At 51.8% G+C, this 14566-nt stretch carries 12 protein-coding genes; 6 read left to right on the top strand and 6 right to left on the bottom strand.

Features of this window, described 5'->3' with window-relative positions; all coding sequences use genetic code 11:
* Positions 1–29 precede the first annotated feature (29 nt).
* A complete protein-coding gene (hslV, locus tag AC6I7T_RS14870; protein ID WP_497794271.1) occupies positions 30–638 on the bottom strand; it encodes an ATP-dependent protease subunit HslV in 609 nt (202 codons plus the stop codon).
* Positions 639–936: 298 nt separating this feature from the next.
* On the opposite strand from hslV, the gene AC6I7T_RS14875 reads away from it, so the two are divergent.
* The 4 genes from AC6I7T_RS14875 to AC6I7T_RS14890 all read left to right on the top strand — a co-directional run bounded on the left by AC6I7T_RS14875 (position 937) and on the right by AC6I7T_RS14890 (position 7365).
* Positions 937–1401, top strand: coding sequence for a hypothetical protein (locus AC6I7T_RS14875; RefSeq protein WP_497794272.1), 465 nt, complete (start codon positions 937–939; stop codon positions 1399–1401).
* Between the two features lie 928 nt (positions 1402–2329).
* The gene (locus AC6I7T_RS14880) at positions 2330–4081 is read left to right on the top strand and encodes a HAMP domain-containing methyl-accepting chemotaxis protein (RefSeq protein WP_497794273.1); all 1752 of its coding nucleotides are present in this window, start codon (positions 2330–2332) and stop codon (positions 4079–4081) included.
* A 142-nt stretch (positions 4082–4223) separates the two neighbouring features.
* Entirely contained in the window at positions 4224–5153 is a 930-nt protein-coding gene (locus tag AC6I7T_RS14885; protein WP_497794274.1) for a cation diffusion facilitator family transporter, read from the top strand.
* A 79-nt stretch (positions 5154–5232) separates the two neighbouring features.
* A complete protein-coding gene (locus AC6I7T_RS14890; RefSeq protein ID WP_497794275.1) occupies positions 5233–7365 on the top strand; it encodes a CocE/NonD family hydrolase in 2133 nt (710 codons plus the stop codon).
* A 171-nt stretch (positions 7366–7536) separates the two neighbouring features.
* On the opposite strand, the gene AC6I7T_RS14895 is transcribed toward AC6I7T_RS14890, so the two are convergent.
* Complete coding sequence (locus AC6I7T_RS14895; protein WP_497794277.1) at positions 7537–9375, bottom strand: ATP-dependent DNA ligase; 1839 nt, start codon at positions 9373–9375, stop codon at positions 7537–7539.
* Positions 9376–9564: 189 nt separating this feature from the next.
* Here AC6I7T_RS14895 and prfA point away from each other — a divergent pair, with 189 nt between their 5' ends.
* Both prfA and prmC read left to right on the top strand, forming a co-directional pair.
* Positions 9565–10641 carry a peptide chain release factor 1 gene (gene prfA, locus AC6I7T_RS14900; RefSeq protein ID WP_497794278.1) on the top strand — a complete coding sequence of 359 codons (1077 nt, stop codon included), beginning with the start codon at positions 9565–9567 and terminating at the stop codon, positions 10639–10641.
* 3 nt (positions 10642–10644) lie between these two features.
* Positions 10645–11499, top strand: a complete 855-nt coding sequence (gene prmC, locus AC6I7T_RS14905) for a peptide chain release factor N(5)-glutamine methyltransferase (RefSeq protein WP_497794279.1) — start codon at positions 10645–10647, stop codon at positions 11497–11499.
* 33 nt (positions 11500–11532) lie between these two features.
* Here prmC and AC6I7T_RS14910 read toward each other — a convergent pair whose 3' ends face one another.
* The 4 genes from AC6I7T_RS14910 to AC6I7T_RS14925 all read right to left on the bottom strand — a co-directional run bounded on the left by AC6I7T_RS14910 (position 11533) and on the right by AC6I7T_RS14925 (position 14561).
* Entirely contained in the window at positions 11533–12045 is a 513-nt protein-coding gene (locus tag AC6I7T_RS14910) for a hypothetical protein (RefSeq protein ID WP_497794280.1), read from the bottom strand.
* Entirely contained in the window at positions 12042–12635 is a 594-nt protein-coding gene (locus AC6I7T_RS14915) for an RNA polymerase sigma factor (RefSeq protein WP_497794281.1), read from the bottom strand. The genes AC6I7T_RS14910 and AC6I7T_RS14915 overlap by 4 nt, the downstream gene beginning before the upstream one ends.
* A gap of 24 nt (positions 12636–12659) precedes the next feature.
* A complete protein-coding gene (locus AC6I7T_RS14920; RefSeq protein ID WP_497794282.1) occupies positions 12660–13586 on the bottom strand; it encodes a hypothetical protein in 927 nt (308 codons plus the stop codon).
* A gap of 267 nt (positions 13587–13853) precedes the next feature.
* Entirely contained in the window at positions 13854–14561 is a 708-nt protein-coding gene (locus AC6I7T_RS14925; protein WP_497794283.1) for a TetR/AcrR family transcriptional regulator, read from the bottom strand.
* Positions 14562–14566 lie beyond the last annotated feature (5 nt).

Consider the following 14566-nt stretch of genomic DNA (forward strand, 5'->3'; position numbering starts at 1 on the left):
CTGATTCCCCTGCACGACGTAAGGCCAGCTTAGGCGTGCAGCTCTTCCACTGTGATCTTGTCGTTGGTGTAAATGCAGATTTGACCTGCGATATACAGCGATTTCTCCGCGATTTCACGAGCAGAAAGATCGGTGTTCTCCATCAAGGCTCTGGCGGCGGCCAAGGCATAGCTTCCACCACTGCCAATAGCGGCAATCGCTTCGTCAGGCTCGATAACATCCCCCGACCCTGATAACAGGAAGATCTGCTGCGGATCGGCAACGATCAATAATGCTTCTAAGTTACGTAGCATCTTATCGGTACGCCAATCCTTGGCTAGCTCTACGGCTGCGCGTCCCAAGTTGCCCGCATACTGCTCGAGCTTGGATTCAAAGCGGCTGAATAAGGAGAACGCATCCGCCGTGGATCCCGCAAAGCCGGCAAGGATCTTTTCCTGATAAAGGCGCCGGATCTTTCTTGCCGAGTGCTTGATCACACTCTCCCCTAATGTGACCTGCCCATCGGCAGCCATAACAACACTGCCATTCCGCCGGACACAAATTACGGTCGTCGAACGGATACGCGGGGAACGCGGTGGATTGGCAACAGAAACAGAAGAAGCGGCAGATGCCGCTGGTGAAGGCTTGCGTATAGACATGCGATTCTCATTATAGCCTCTGAGGCCCCAGAGGGTCAGAGCACCGCCATTGCCGCAATCTGCCACAATAATGAAGCACATCTACCGGCCCGATTTCATCTTCTGCACAATTTCTACAGGGGGAACTCACCCTCTCTTGACTCCGCCGAAAGCAAGCTTTCCTTCAAAGTCATGGTCGCCGCAAACATGTCTTTGATTTGCAGGGGTGGAAAGAAAGCTACACCTCGTCACCGTCGGCGGTATACCTATGCGAGAAATGCTCTAGAATAAGTGCATCGACTGGGAACAGGCCAAAAGAATGACCCTCGGATTAACGCACCTCTCCTTGCGCGACCCACAAGTGATTGCTGGAATTGCAGCGGCCGGCCTTGTGCTCGTTGGAGTAGGCGTTGCCGTTTTTCGGAAAAGACCATCGCCGGATGAGATTGAACGAGAGCGTCGCACTGAACTTGTTCAAAGCGGACGTATCGTAGATGGCACAGTCCTGGATATTAACGAACTGCTTCCGTCGGAAGGCAATCCGAACGGACTGAAACTCATTCTCTACAAATATGAAATCGCCGGTGTCGTCTATGAGTGTTCCCAGGATGTCACCGCTCTCGGAGAGGTCGACCTTTACGCTACCCGTGTCGGCTTTCCCTGTTCCGTTCGGTATGAGCCTCACAACCCGCAGAACAGTATCGTAATTGCGGAAACATGGAGCGGACTAAGAGACAGCGTTTCCCATCCGCCATCGAGACCAACCTTGCCAAGATCTCGATAACCGCACCGTTCCGAAGCATTTCAGGTTTATGGCTTAGGTTCACCAAAGAACCATCGGGCAAAGAACCGCATAGTGTGGCTATCCTTTCCGCCCCGTTTGCATAAAACAGACGAAGCGGAGAACCGATTCTTTCGCGGAATAGCTGCACTAATATCTCGATCTGCCAAAACCTCACTTGCTCAAAGTCTGGCAGTCCACTAAAGCGGAATCAGGGTAGATGTATCCGCAAGCCACGAAAGACTGCGCAGCTTTTCCGTCAAGTCTGGCAATGATAAAACCGACCCCGGAGGGAGGAACGTAGGTTGTTTCTTATCAGAAAAGCTGCACTTACCCCTGCTGGATCGGACACAGTAACCCTGATTCCGCGCTAAAGCCGTGAAATATCTCAACAGACGAGAACTTGCTCAGTACCTCTCAAAATAATCGATCTCAAAGTACCGCTTTGTGCACTTGCCCGCCGCCAAATGGGAACGAAACCATAGAAGATAGAGCCTCTGCACATATGCAATAGATGCACTGGGACTATCACTTTCCAGGCTTGATTGGTCGTCCCTCCAGATAGGACATGTATTCGCAAGCAGAACCTGCCCAAGACTCTCCGAACTAAAGATATTCAATAACTCCACATGTATATTGCCGAACCAGCTCATTCGGTACTTGGGATCGATCACCAATCGATCCCAAGTATGGCTAGTTAGGACAAGATTGGTTTTGCTTTAGCCTTCCCGTGATTAGTGGCATACAGCTGAAAGCTAGCGTAATCATTCGTTGATCCGGCATACATCTACATAGGGTTTCGCATTGATACCACTTAAGTTACCTAAAGTAATGCTCTATTACACGAAAGTGTCAGTGCGGTAATTAATTTGATATTTCCGCCGATTGTTACATATAGCCGCCAAAAGCTATCCCCTATGGAGGACACTACATGAATTTTTTTCGTAATTTGCCTATTGCCCGGAAAATGGCTTTTGCCTTTGGTCTGGTCTCAGTCCTCTGTATGGTATTAGGCGCCATCTGTTTAAAAAGTCTTTCGACAATTCACCAGGCCACCGTGGCTATGGCAGAGGACTCCTTGCCAAGTGTCCAAGCGCTTGGAAATGTAAGGTTGTCTGTCTCAAATGTCCGCCGGGCAGAGCTGAACTTCATGATGTGCAAAACACCCGAGTGTATCGAGCACTACAAGACGGAGCGTCATGAGTATGCGGAAAAACTCGAAAGCTATGTAAAGCAATATGTCCCATTGATCTCCCAAGCAGGGGAGAAATCCGCTTTCGAAGCTTATGACGCGGACATGAATGCCTATACCTCACTAGTCAACCACGTCTTTGAACTGGCTCAAGCAGGACAGCAGGACGAAGCCATCGCAACCATGCAGAAAGATGGCCTCAAGGCCTTCAAAAAGGTGCAGGCGGATCTGGAAAAGTCCATTGCACTCAATACCGATTCTGCGCACAAAGCCTACAGCAGTGCCACCACTACCTACCAGACGATTCGCAACGTCGTCATCGCGATGATTTGCCTTGTCACGGCGATGGGACTCGTCATCGGCTGGATGCTCACCAAACTCATCGCACCGCCACTCATACATGCGACACAGGTACTGGAAAAAGTTGCCGATAAGGATCTGACCGAGACGCTGGAAGTAAATTCTTCCGATGAAGTAGGACGCCTTTCCTCTGCCCTCAATGCAACCGTCCATTCAATGAGAAGCGTGCTCACATCCATCATGAAGGGCTCTGAGACTCTTTCCTCCGCGAGTGAAGAAATCTCCGTCCGCTCAAGCCAGTCGTTGCAGAACACAAAGACGCAATCCGGATTGGCAGAAACGGTTGCCGCCGCGGCTCAGGAGATGACCATCACCATTGGGGAGATCTCCCAAAACAGCTCCCAAGCAGCGACCATGAGCCGCCAGTCGGCCGAGGCTGCAACCGGTGGCGGGAATGTAATGCAAAACACCACCAAGACCATGCATCAGATTGCCGCCTCAACAGAAAAGATGACCACCAAGATGTCATCCTTGGGCAAACGTTCGGAAGAGATAGGAAAAGTAGTAACCGTCATTCGCGAGATCTCAGACCAGACCAACCTCCTCGCTTTGAATGCTGCGATTGAAGCGGCACGTGCCGGAGAGCACGGTAGGGGCTTTGCCGTAGTCAGTGGAGAGGTTCGGCGCTTAGCTGAGCGGACAAAATCTGCAACGGAAGAGATTGCTGCAATGGTGCAATCGATTCAGTCTGAGACACATGAAGTTCTGCAGGTTATGAAGCTGGGCCAGAAAGACGTTTCCGAAGGACTGGAACAAACCACCGCGGCACAGAGTTCTCTCGGTGAAATCATCAAAATGGCCCAAGAAGCAGAGCACATGGTCACGATGATTGCCACAGCCGCGACTGAACAGTCCTCCGCCAGCAGTGAAATCAGCGAAAACATTACGAAGGTCGCAAACCTGGCTCAAGAATCGAATGTCTCTGCAGAAGAAGAAGCTGAGGCTTGTAGGGAACTCGCACATCTGGCTGGAGAACTCGAAGGAGTAGTACGACAGTTCCGCCTTGCGGCAGAGGACTACGAGACCTTTGATCATGAAAAAACGACAGTTTTCAGGAAGAAAAATAAGTCTCTTGTCTCGGTTTCTGGGAGCAGAAGTGGAGCTTTGGCTGGATACCAGACCACGGCTTAAGCACTTTATGGAATGAGGTAGTGACGGCCCGACAGGGTCACTTTTCGAGCAGCGTCAACTATCGGAAAGTGGCCTCTCGCCATCCTACCCTTCAGCCAGCTAGACTAAAGTTATGCATATTCACGGAGCCACAACTGAAAAGATGCAGCGAGTCCTTCGCTTCTCGCTTGTGGCAACCCTGGCTTATGTAGTTCTGACCTTCGTTGCCGGTGTTCGCGCCCACTCCCTGGCCCTAATTTCGGAAGCAGGACACAATGTTTCCGATTTTCTAGCTCTCCTGTTGTCCTTTGTGGCTGTTTACTTCCAGTCGCGCCCGGCAACAGATGAGAAGACCTTCGGGTATCAGCGAGCAGGAGTCCTGGCTGCTTTTCTAAATGCCTTATCTCTTGTTTTCATCGCCATTTGGATCGGAATAGAGGCCGTTCGCCGGCTAAGTCATCCGGTTCCGGTTCACCCGGAATTGATGATGTCCATTGCAGCCGCAGGTGTCGTGATGAATGGGGCCATTGCAGCCCTCCTGTGGCGTGTCGCTAAAGATGTAAATATCCGGAGTGTGTTTCTCCACATGCTGGGCGATACGCTCTCCACTGCAGCCGTTATCGGTGGTGGCTTAGGCATTGCCTTTACAGGTCAAAACTGGATTGATCCGGCGCTCTCGCTGCTGATTGCCGCTTTGATCCTGTGGTCGTCAGTCTCAATCGTGCGTGAAACCCTGAACATTCTCCTCGAAGGAACGCCGAGGGGAATCTCTATCCCTCTCGTACGCAGTGCACTTGAAGCAATTTCCGGAGTAGAAGACGTCCATGATCTGCATGTCTGGAGTCTTGGTTCACAGACGCACGCACTAGCCTGCCATGTCACGATCGCAGACATTCCCACATCCGAAAGCACTCGTATTCTGGAGGAGATCAACTCCACCTTGCGCTCCAGCTTCCATATCCACCACACTACGATTCAGTTCGAGAATGTGGAGTGCGAGGTCGCGCATGGATGCGTAATACCTGTGGACGTAATTGATATGCATAGCCACCACGGGCACTCCCATTCTCACCATCACGACTGTTCTCACTGAATGCTGTAATTCAAAAGCTTAGGAATATACAGGAAGCTCTTCATGTTACTCTGACCCCAAACATGGAGGCATTTTCTTAGTGAATCGTCCGATCGGTTGTCTGGTTGTCTTCTTGCTCGCCACCTCTCTGTGGCTCAGCCCTCTATCGGCCCAGAACACTTCTACAGAACAGGCTTCTTTTCATGCCAGTGCTGCACAGATGGACGCTCTCGTGGGCAGATACCAAAATTCAGCCGACCCGGACACGACATTAAATATCTACAGGCAGGACGACAAGCTTTATATGGAAGGCGAGCGTCGCACTCCTCAAGAACTGGTCCCGCAAGCAATCGATGATGCCACCCTAAGTGGCTCCGAAACGCATCTTCATTTCACCCTGGACGCCAGCGGGCATGCTACTACCGTCGACTTTCTCAATACCAGTTACTCAAAGATTGGCGAGCCCGTCATTCGTCATTTCCGTCCCTATTCGCGAGAAGAGGTAATGATCCCGATGCGGGATGGAGTAAAACTGCATGCCGTAATCCTCCGTCCTGCCGACACCAATGCTCCGCTTCCATTCTTGATGGATCGCACACCTTATGGAGCAGATCGCCTGAGTTCTTCTGGCATTCACGTCTCCCGCACAGAACTGGCTGCCAGCGGCTATATTTTTGTGGGTGCAGATATTCGCGGCAGGTATCAATCGGAAGGACAGTTCATCATGTGCCGCCCTCTTGCCGACCATAGCAACAAACAAGCAGTAGACGAAAGCACCGATGCATGGGACACAATCGACTGGCTAGTTAAAAATATTCCGAATAACAATGGTCGTGTCGGGGTCTTAGGCACAAGTTATGACGGCTTTCTTGCGATGATGGCGGGAATCGATCCGCATCCGGCTCTGAAGGCTATATCTCCGCAAGCTCCCATGATCGACACGTGGTTGGGCGATGACTTCTTCCATAATGGAGCCTTTCGCCAGACCTATGGCTATGACTATGTATTGGGAATGGAGAGCACAAAGGAATCTACCTTTGGCAAGTTGGACGAGGATGCTTACGACTTCTTCCTCTCGAACACGTCCTTTGCCGGAGCAACAAAGGCTTCTGAATCAGGTACTCTGCCGACATGGAAAGATTTCTTTGAACATCCACTCTACGACAACGTCTGGCGTTCACGTGGTGTGGAATACCATCTGAATGCGGTGACAGTTCCGACTCTCACGGTTGGGGGTTATTACGACCAAGAGGATATGTGGGGACCACAAGCCGAATATGCAGCTCTGGAGCCGCACGATAGCAAGCATGAAAACTTTCTCGTGCTCGGCCCCTGGCATCATGGCCAGTGGAGTTCCAGTGGACGCCATATCGGGGCATTACAGTATGGGGCACCAATCAGCGACGAGTACCGCGCCAAGATTGAAGCTCCTTTCTTCGCTCATTATTTGAAGGATGAATCAGGTTTCGATCTAGCCGACACGGCCAGCTTCCAGAGTGGCAGCAACAGCTGGCACCGTTACTCCCATTGGCCACCCGTTGAAGCCAGATCTCAGAACTTATATCTTGCACCGAAAAGCAAGCTCAGCTTCTCTCAAACCCAAGCTCACGGAGAAGAGAGCTATCATTCCGATCCCAAGAATCCCATTCCATACCGCCATCGTCCCATTCAGGCTACCTATGCTCCCGGTTCTCTGTGGAGAGACTGGATGGTCGAAGACCAGCGGTTTATCTCCGATCACAAAGACCATGCCGCATGGGAATCACCGGCGCTCAACGCAAACCTCACCATCACCGGCGATGTCGTAGCCGACTTATTTGCATCGACATCGGGCACAGATAGCGACTGGATTGTAAAGCTAATCGATGTTTACCCGAGTGACGATTCAGACCCAACAATGCGGGGCTTTCAACTGATCGTGAATGCAGAGATATTCCGCGGGCGCTATCTTTCAGGATTCGACCATCCTTCGGCACTTACTCCAGGGAAGCCTTACGAATACAAGTTCAGTCTGCATGGAGCGGATCATATGTTTCTCAAAGGACATCGTTTGATGGTTGAAGTTCAGAGCACCTGGTTCCCGCTCTACGACCGCAATCCACAAAAGTTTGTGCCTAACATCATGACCGCCACACCGGAAGACTATAAAGCTGCAAAGCAGACAATCTATTCCGATGCGGAGCATCCATCTCACCTGATTTTGCCTGTAATCGGCGAAATGCCCAGCTTGTAGAAGGGGCAAGGGAGCGTGCTGAGGCAAGGACAGCAGAGGCTTTCATATCGGTAGCCGAACGATATTTGGGAATTTAACCCTGTTCGGCTATCGATATCGCAGCATCTGCATGCATTCGATAATTAAAAACTTCGATACTCGGCCATCTTTCTGTCGAAGCCCAAATACATCTCATTCGACAGGCTTATCCGGCTGCGAGTCATAGATCTCTTCTACGCGTTGGAGTGTGTCGATCTCCTCAAGCGGCTTATCGTCACGAATGCGGAGAATACGGGGGAAGCGCAAGGCGAAACCGGAATCATGCCTATCGCTACGCATAATGTTATTAAAAGCAACTTCTAAGATCATCTTTGGCTCGACACTTCGGACATACCCATAATCTTTTACCGTGTGTTCCTGAAACCATTCGGATAACCGGTCGATTTCAGCATCCGTTAGCCCCGAATAGGCTTTGCCTATATTTCTGAAGAGCTCCCCGTCACGAACCGCAAAGGTGTAATCGCTAAGAATGCCGGCACGTTTCCCATGACCATACTCTGCTGCCGTAACCACAACATCCAAAGTGGCCAATTCCCGTTTGAGCTTCAGCCAGGCCAGCCCACGTCTTCCTGGCTGGTAAATACTATTGCGGGCCTTCAGCATGACTCCCTCATTGCCACGGACACGTGCCTCGACATAAGCAGCTTCCAATTGCTCGGCACTCTTCAACTCGACAGCGGGGGCCAGCAGGAAACGGGGAAAAGCTATCTCCTCCGCTTGAGAAAAGAGATTTTCCTGTCCGTGCTCTCCCGTACTCGAAACAGCTGTGCGCTCCGCCTCAGCCGCAACCAGGCGATCGAGAAGTATCCGCCTCTCCGCGAGAGCTCTTTCCAGTACCAACTCTCCATTGAGATACAGAACATCGAAGGCCATAAAGATAACCGGATTATCCCGCTGCATCGCCTCGGTCACCCGCTTTCGACCTAACCGCTGCTGAAGAGAGGTAAAGGGAAGAGCCCTATTTTCTGCCGGACTCCAAGCCAGGATCTCGCCGTCGAGAATGACCGGTTGGCGTAGCTGCTGAAAACCCGCTACCAGTTCCGGGAAACTGACCGTCATGTCGTCTTTAGAGCGGGAAAAGAGGGCTACTCTTCCCGGCTGAGCAGGATCACCGGCATGAAGCTGGCAGCGAATACCATCGTACTTGTCTTCCAGCTGCGCCTCTTGAACGGCCTGCTCGGGAGAAACCTGAATTGGCAGCACTGCCACGGGAGTCACTTCCGGCAAAGCCTCCGATTGTCCCTTATGTTCCGCTGTAATCTCCTCGGCAAAACGCTCCATTGCCTCCTGAACACTGGCTACAGGGCTGGCCAGCATAAATCCGAGGGGGTGGAAGAGCTGCATCCGGGATTCTTCCAGCCTGCGCTCTGCGGCAAGCCGAACAACCTGTTGCAGATCTCCCAGAAGCATCGTGGCCCGGCGTATAGCAGCAGTCTTGGCCTCGTAGGCCTCGGCAATGGCTTCCTCGACCAGACTTTGCTTCACTCCTATCCGCATGTCGCCCAGGATCAGCTTGATCAGGTATTTTGCTTCCAGAGGGGAGGCCCTATCCATCAAGCCCTCGACAAGTTTTCTCTTGCTCTCTACGCCGCGGGCTTCGGAGATATAGTCAAAAAACTCCTGGATCTGAGAAAACGTGAGATCCGCCCCGGGTGACCGACTCGGCCAAAGATCGGCAGCTGCGGCACCCATATCGCCATGGCGCAGATATGCCGCATGCATCTCTTGAGGAGAAGCATTGCTTTTTTGTTGCACGATTTTTTGTAGAAGAGCCCCGGCTACATTCAGGACCTTCCCGGAAGTCTCAGGAAAGACCAGCCCTGACAGATATTGAGCAGCCAGAGCCGCATCCGTTTGAAGAGACTGCAAGTACCTGGCAATCCAGGCCCTTTTCTCCAGCCTCTTGGTTGTCCCGGCAAGTTGCTCACAAAGCTCGGCAAATCCGGTGAATCGTGCGTTTTCTTGCGACATCCTTTATCAAGTAGATGCTGCCGATTCAGGGAATCGGCGGTAAAATAGAATAGCTACAGCAATGAATTTACCAGTCGTCATCTCGACCCTGCTCTAGCGGTTCCCGCCGCGAATACACTTTGCTGTCTCCGTCGTATCCCTTAGAAACCCCAAACACTCAGTACACAGGTACTTGCGCCCAGAGGAATCATGTTTGAACGTTTAGAGCAGATCGAACAACGTTATGAAGAATTGGCTTCCCAGCTCGCCACCCCGGAAGTCATTAACGACCACGAAAAGTACCAGAAAACGGCTAAACAGCACCGAGACCTGGAAGCGGTGGTCGACAAGTTCCGTGAATACAAGCAGGTAGCCCAGGGTGTGGCCGATGCTAAGTCGATGCTCAATGAGAGCGATCCTGACCTTCGCGCCATGGCAACCGAGGAACTGGCTTCTCTGGAAGAGAAACTGCCCAAAGTCGAAGAAGAGTTGAAAGTTCTGCTCCTGCCCAAAGATCCGAATGACGAGAAGAACGTCATTCTAGAAATCCGTGCCGGAACCGGGGGAGACGAAGCCTCTCTCTTTGCGGCTGAAATCTTCCGGATGTATACCCGCTTTGCCGAACAGCACCGCTGGAAGGTCGAGATTCTGTCTACCTCGGAATCCGGAGTTGGCGGGCTGAAAGAAGTCATCGCTATCATCGAAGGCGATCGAGTCTTCTCCCAGCTCAAATATGAGAGCGGTGTTCATCGTGTGCAGCGTGTCCCCGCCACAGAGACCCAAGGGCGTGTACACACATCGGCTATAACGGTTGCTGTCCTGCCTGAAGCTGAAGATGTCGATATCAAAATCGAGGCGAAGGATATCCGCATCGATACCTTCTGCTCCTCGGGACCTGGTGGCCAGTCGGTAAACACGACCTACTCTGCTGTTCGTATTACGCACCTTCCGACGAACACCGTCGTAAGCTGCCAGGACGAAAAGTCGCAGATCAAAAACCGTGAGAAGGCTATGCGCGTGCTGCGTTCCCGTCTTTACGAAGTAGAGATGGAGCGCCAGCAGCAGGCACTCGCTCAAGAACGCAAGAGCCAGGTCGGTTCCGGAGATCGCAGCGAGAAGATCCGCACCTATAACTTCCCGCAAAACCGCTTAACCGATCATCGTATCGGCCTTACCATCCATCAACTCACGGAAGTTATGGAAGGCAAGCTGCAGCCAATCGTAGATGCACTGATTTCCCACTATCAGGCAGAGCGGTTGAAAGCGGAAGCCGTTAACGTAGCGTAAGTCGTGACCCTACAGGAAGCCCTTCGTGAGGCGGTTGACATCCTCGCCGCCTCGCCACATCCAGACCGTGCGCGCCAGGATGCAGAGCTTTTGATGATGCACGTCCTTTGCTGCGGACGCGCACAGCTCTTAACTCAATCGCGTGAACACATCACCGCAGAAGCAATAGGAAACTACCGTCAGATTATCCAGGAGAGAGCTTCCGGCAAACCGATCCAGTACATTACCGGCCAGCAGGAATTCTATGGCTTGCCCTTCGCGGTAAAGCCTGGAGTACTGATTCCACGTCCGGAAACAGAGCATTTGATCGAAGCTGCTCTTGCCATCGCAGTAAATTATCAAGCACCGCGAATAATCGATATCGGCAGCGGTTCCGGAGCTATCGCCGTAACCCTGGCGCATCGGCTTCCAAACGCATCAGTCACTGCAACAGATATATCTCCTACAGCTCTCGGTGTCTCTCGTGAAAACGCAGAGAAGAATGGCGTTGCTGAGCGAATCCGTTTTCTTCATACCGATCTTATGCAAGGCCTGGAGAAGGAACATTTCGATCTCGTTGTCTCCAATCCTCCCTACATTCCGTTAACCGATAAGGAAAGCCTCAGTGCTGAGGTTCGGGAACATGAGCCTGAATTAGCTCTCTTCGCGGGGAATGATGGGCTGGACATCTATCGGCGCCTGATCCCAAGCGCCTTCCAGCAGCTTTCCGCTGCCGGTTTTCTTCTTTTGGAGATTGGTTTCGGACAACAGGAATCAATCGATGCGCTGCTAAAGAAGAGTGGATTTAAGTCTGTTGTCTTTCATCCGGACCTGCAGGGTATTCCACGGGTAGTACAAGGCCAAAAGCCATCTGATTAATTGATTCAGGTTACGCGCGGTCCATCGTGAAGATTAGTCTTCACGATGGATCAAGAATGCGACCAGCCCACCTGCCAGGCCAAGGATCACGGTTGAAATAAGCAGCGGGAGCCAAAGGCTTGAGCCGGCAAATAACTGCTGAACCCAATCAAATTGTGAGGACTCAGGATGAGAGGTATGGGTAAACGAGTCCAGCCATGCCTTCAAGAGCGACCGCTGGCTGGCCGCAAATATCACAACAACGATTAGCGACACCACCATCGTGAGTATTTCGAAAATCGCAAAAGGCTTTTGTGCCCGTTCGACCATTTCCTGACGACGCCGGATCTGGGCCTTCCACCAAAGCAATCCCGGTGATACCGGCTGGGCAATCGACATTGTCTGCTGTCGTGTTCGCCGCAACGACTGAGATACCAAAACCAGATCTCTACAGGCAGCACACTCTTCGACGTGCTTCCGAAGCTCCGGGGTACACACCTCCGGCCATTGCCGCTCGCGAAGAGCTGCTGTAACTTCCCGCTGATATTTACAAGAGTAAAGATTCATCGATTGCTCCTCTCTATCAGCATTTGCTGGCGTAATAAGCGGGCCAGTTTGCGACGGGCACGAAACAATAGCAACCGGATGCTGGTCGTCCCTAATCCGGTTATCTCTGCAATTTCACGATGTGTGGCCTCTTCAGCATATGCGAGCCACAGGAGTTGACGTTCTCTGGGACGCATCTTCTCAAAGGCTGGACCGAGTAATACCTGGGAATCAATATGACGATCGATTTCGATACTCACCGCCGGCAGATCTCTTTCGAGTACCTCCTCTATAGGGGTATCCGAAGGACGGCGCCAATGGTCACGCATCTGATTTGTAGCAATCCGGTAGAGATAGCTCTTACAGGCCATCTCTCCTTCCTGCCATCTCACCGAAGACAAGAAACGAAGAAAGCTTTCCTGGAGCAAATCATCCGCCAGTGCAGGGTTTCTTAGCACTCCTGCCAGATAGGCCCACAGAGGCCGAGCGTTTTGCTGATAGAAAATCGCAAACCGCTCATCCTCAGATAGACCATCGGCCGTCGGAACCAGATCCGCAGCGCCGATATTCGGAATGGCACAATCGCCCGTCATTGAATCCTTGCTCGCCATAGGGGAAGTCGCCTTGCAGCTTTATCAGCGCGCGCTCTGCTCGTTGTCTTCGTTATGAAGGCGAGAAGGAAGCAGTCCATAATGATGCGCTACCAGCCAGGAAATAGTTGCAGCAATGGCTAACCCGAGCCCTAAGGTCAACAACAGTGTACTCATCGTGAGGATGCCGGAGGAATTGGCATGAGTGCCCGGCAATAACCGCAGTCCAGAACCTACTGAGATCAAAACAGTTCCGACCTGTACTAACACAAGCACTCGGTCCAGCATTCCTTTTGTATGAGACTCATCTTTTGTAGCGGCCGGGATTTGTGGCATTTGCATTAGTTTTTTCCCCGCATCTGTTTCCAGATAGGCAATTAACCCTTCATTACTCGTAAACTTATCCAGCAACTTATTTTGAAGATCGGCTTGTCCCTTAATCGCTCTCTTCCACCTGGAATTCTCCAGCGCGAGCCGGATCAACCGGAAAATCACAATCGCAAGGAAGGAAATAACCAGGGCTGGCGTGGCATCATTCCAAAATCGATCCCATTGCTGGTTCTGGTAGCTGAGATCGGGCCAAACATCCCGCTCAAGGCCGTTCTCTCTGCTTCCATTCGGATTCTCAAGATAGGCAAACAGAAAGAATTCAGCGTTGCGTGCAATTTCCGGATGTTGATCGAGGAACTGCGCAAGAGCTGGATTGCTGCGTTCCACATAGGGCTTATCAGCCAACAACGATGGGTCGTGCGCTACGGCACTGGTCAGCGTTGGCGTCATACGTAATAGCCGCAGAAGCTCTTTCCGCGTCTCGATGATTGCATCCTGTTTTGCGATTGCGGGGTTATTCGTTACGGAATCAGCTTTCGGAGAGGAGTTCGTCTGAGCTCCTACCCAACCAGCGCCCAAAAACACTGTGAGAAATAAGGTGATCCGAAGAATTCCAGCAAAGTATCTGCGAAGGTTGTTCACTTTCCCTCCTGCTACGTCTTGAGCTTCGCGCGCTTCCTGCTCGTCTGCGCTTAATACGGACTACCAGCCGAGATGGTTAACAAAAAAATCGAAGCAGGAAACATCGAAGAAAGAGGAACGATCAACAGGAAGGGAGAAAGACTACGGATATTTGATCCGAATATCTTTACAGTTCTAGTGCAGCTTTGGACGGGTGTAGGAATCTGCGATTCGTTGCTGGGACAATTACTTGGGAAACGGCTGTAGGGCTAAGAGCTCTTGAGAAATTCAGGCCCGTTTTGCAGTTTCTGCCTGTTTCTTTCGGGCCGGGCAATCGGCGCAAGCCAAATTCTGCATAAGGATCTCGAACCAGCGGCCTAAACACTTCTCGGAATACTTCTTGGTGATGCGTTCCGGGTCGAAAGATAGAGCCAGGCCCAGGCCATCGACAAGTCCTTCCAGCGCTGTCCGGGTCTGTTCATCAGGTACCGGATAGGTAACCTGCCCCTCAGGAACAAGCAAACGCCCCAGTTCTTCAAAGTTCAGCCTCTGTTTCAGGCTCCTCTCTGCCTCTGCCAGACGTTTATGGAGTTGAGGGCGACGGATGGCGTACAGCTTGAACTCGATTCGCAGCAGGATGTTGAGGGGGTCACTTAGGACGGATTCGATAAAAAACCTTTTGGCCAACTCCTGGCGCTCTGCCAGGGTCTTTCCCTGAGAAACAATCTGGATGCCCCGGCGCTCCTTTTCCTCGAGTTCTTCCTCTACCAAAGCGAAAAAGACGTCTTCTTTGCACTTAAAGTTGGCATAGAAGGCACCCCGGGTGCGACCAGCCTCTGCGGCAATATCTTCAATCCTGGAAGCAGCATATCCGTCCCGAATAAAGACAACTTTGGCGGCTTTCAGGAGAGCCTTGCGTGTCGCCGCCGTCTTTTGCTGCTGTTTTGTCCCAGGTTCTGCCACAAACTGACTGTAACACTCAAATTCACTGGACAACGAAT

This window comes from Humiphilus diazotrophicus (genome assembly GCF_059726315.1).

Excerpts from the sequence above, each read along its gene's own strand:
- AC6I7T_RS14915 (WP_497794281.1), bottom strand. The coding sequence starts at position 12,635 with ATGGCGAGCAAGGATTCAATGACGGGCGATTGTGCCATTCCGAATATC.
- hslV (WP_497794271.1), bottom strand. The coding sequence starts at position 638 with ATGTCTATACGCAAGCCTTCACCAGCGGCATCTGCCGCTTCTTCTGTT.
- prfA (WP_497794278.1), top strand. The coding sequence starts at position 9,565 with ATGTTTGAACGTTTAGAGCAGATCGAACAACGTTATGAAGAATTGGCT.
- AC6I7T_RS14880 (WP_497794273.1), top strand. The coding sequence starts at position 2,330 with ATGAATTTTTTTCGTAATTTGCCTATTGCCCGGAAAATGGCTTTTGCC.
- AC6I7T_RS14895 (WP_497794277.1), bottom strand. The coding sequence starts at position 9,375 with ATGTCGCAAGAAAACGCACGATTCACCGGATTTGCCGAGCTTTGTGAG.
- AC6I7T_RS14875 (WP_497794272.1), top strand. The coding sequence starts at position 937 with ATGACCCTCGGATTAACGCACCTCTCCTTGCGCGACCCACAAGTGATT.
- AC6I7T_RS14885 (WP_497794274.1), top strand. The coding sequence starts at position 4,224 with ATGCAGCGAGTCCTTCGCTTCTCGCTTGTGGCAACCCTGGCTTATGTA.
- AC6I7T_RS14910 (WP_497794280.1), bottom strand. The coding sequence starts at position 12,045 with ATGAATCTTTACTCTTGTAAATATCAGCGGGAAGTTACAGCAGCTCTT.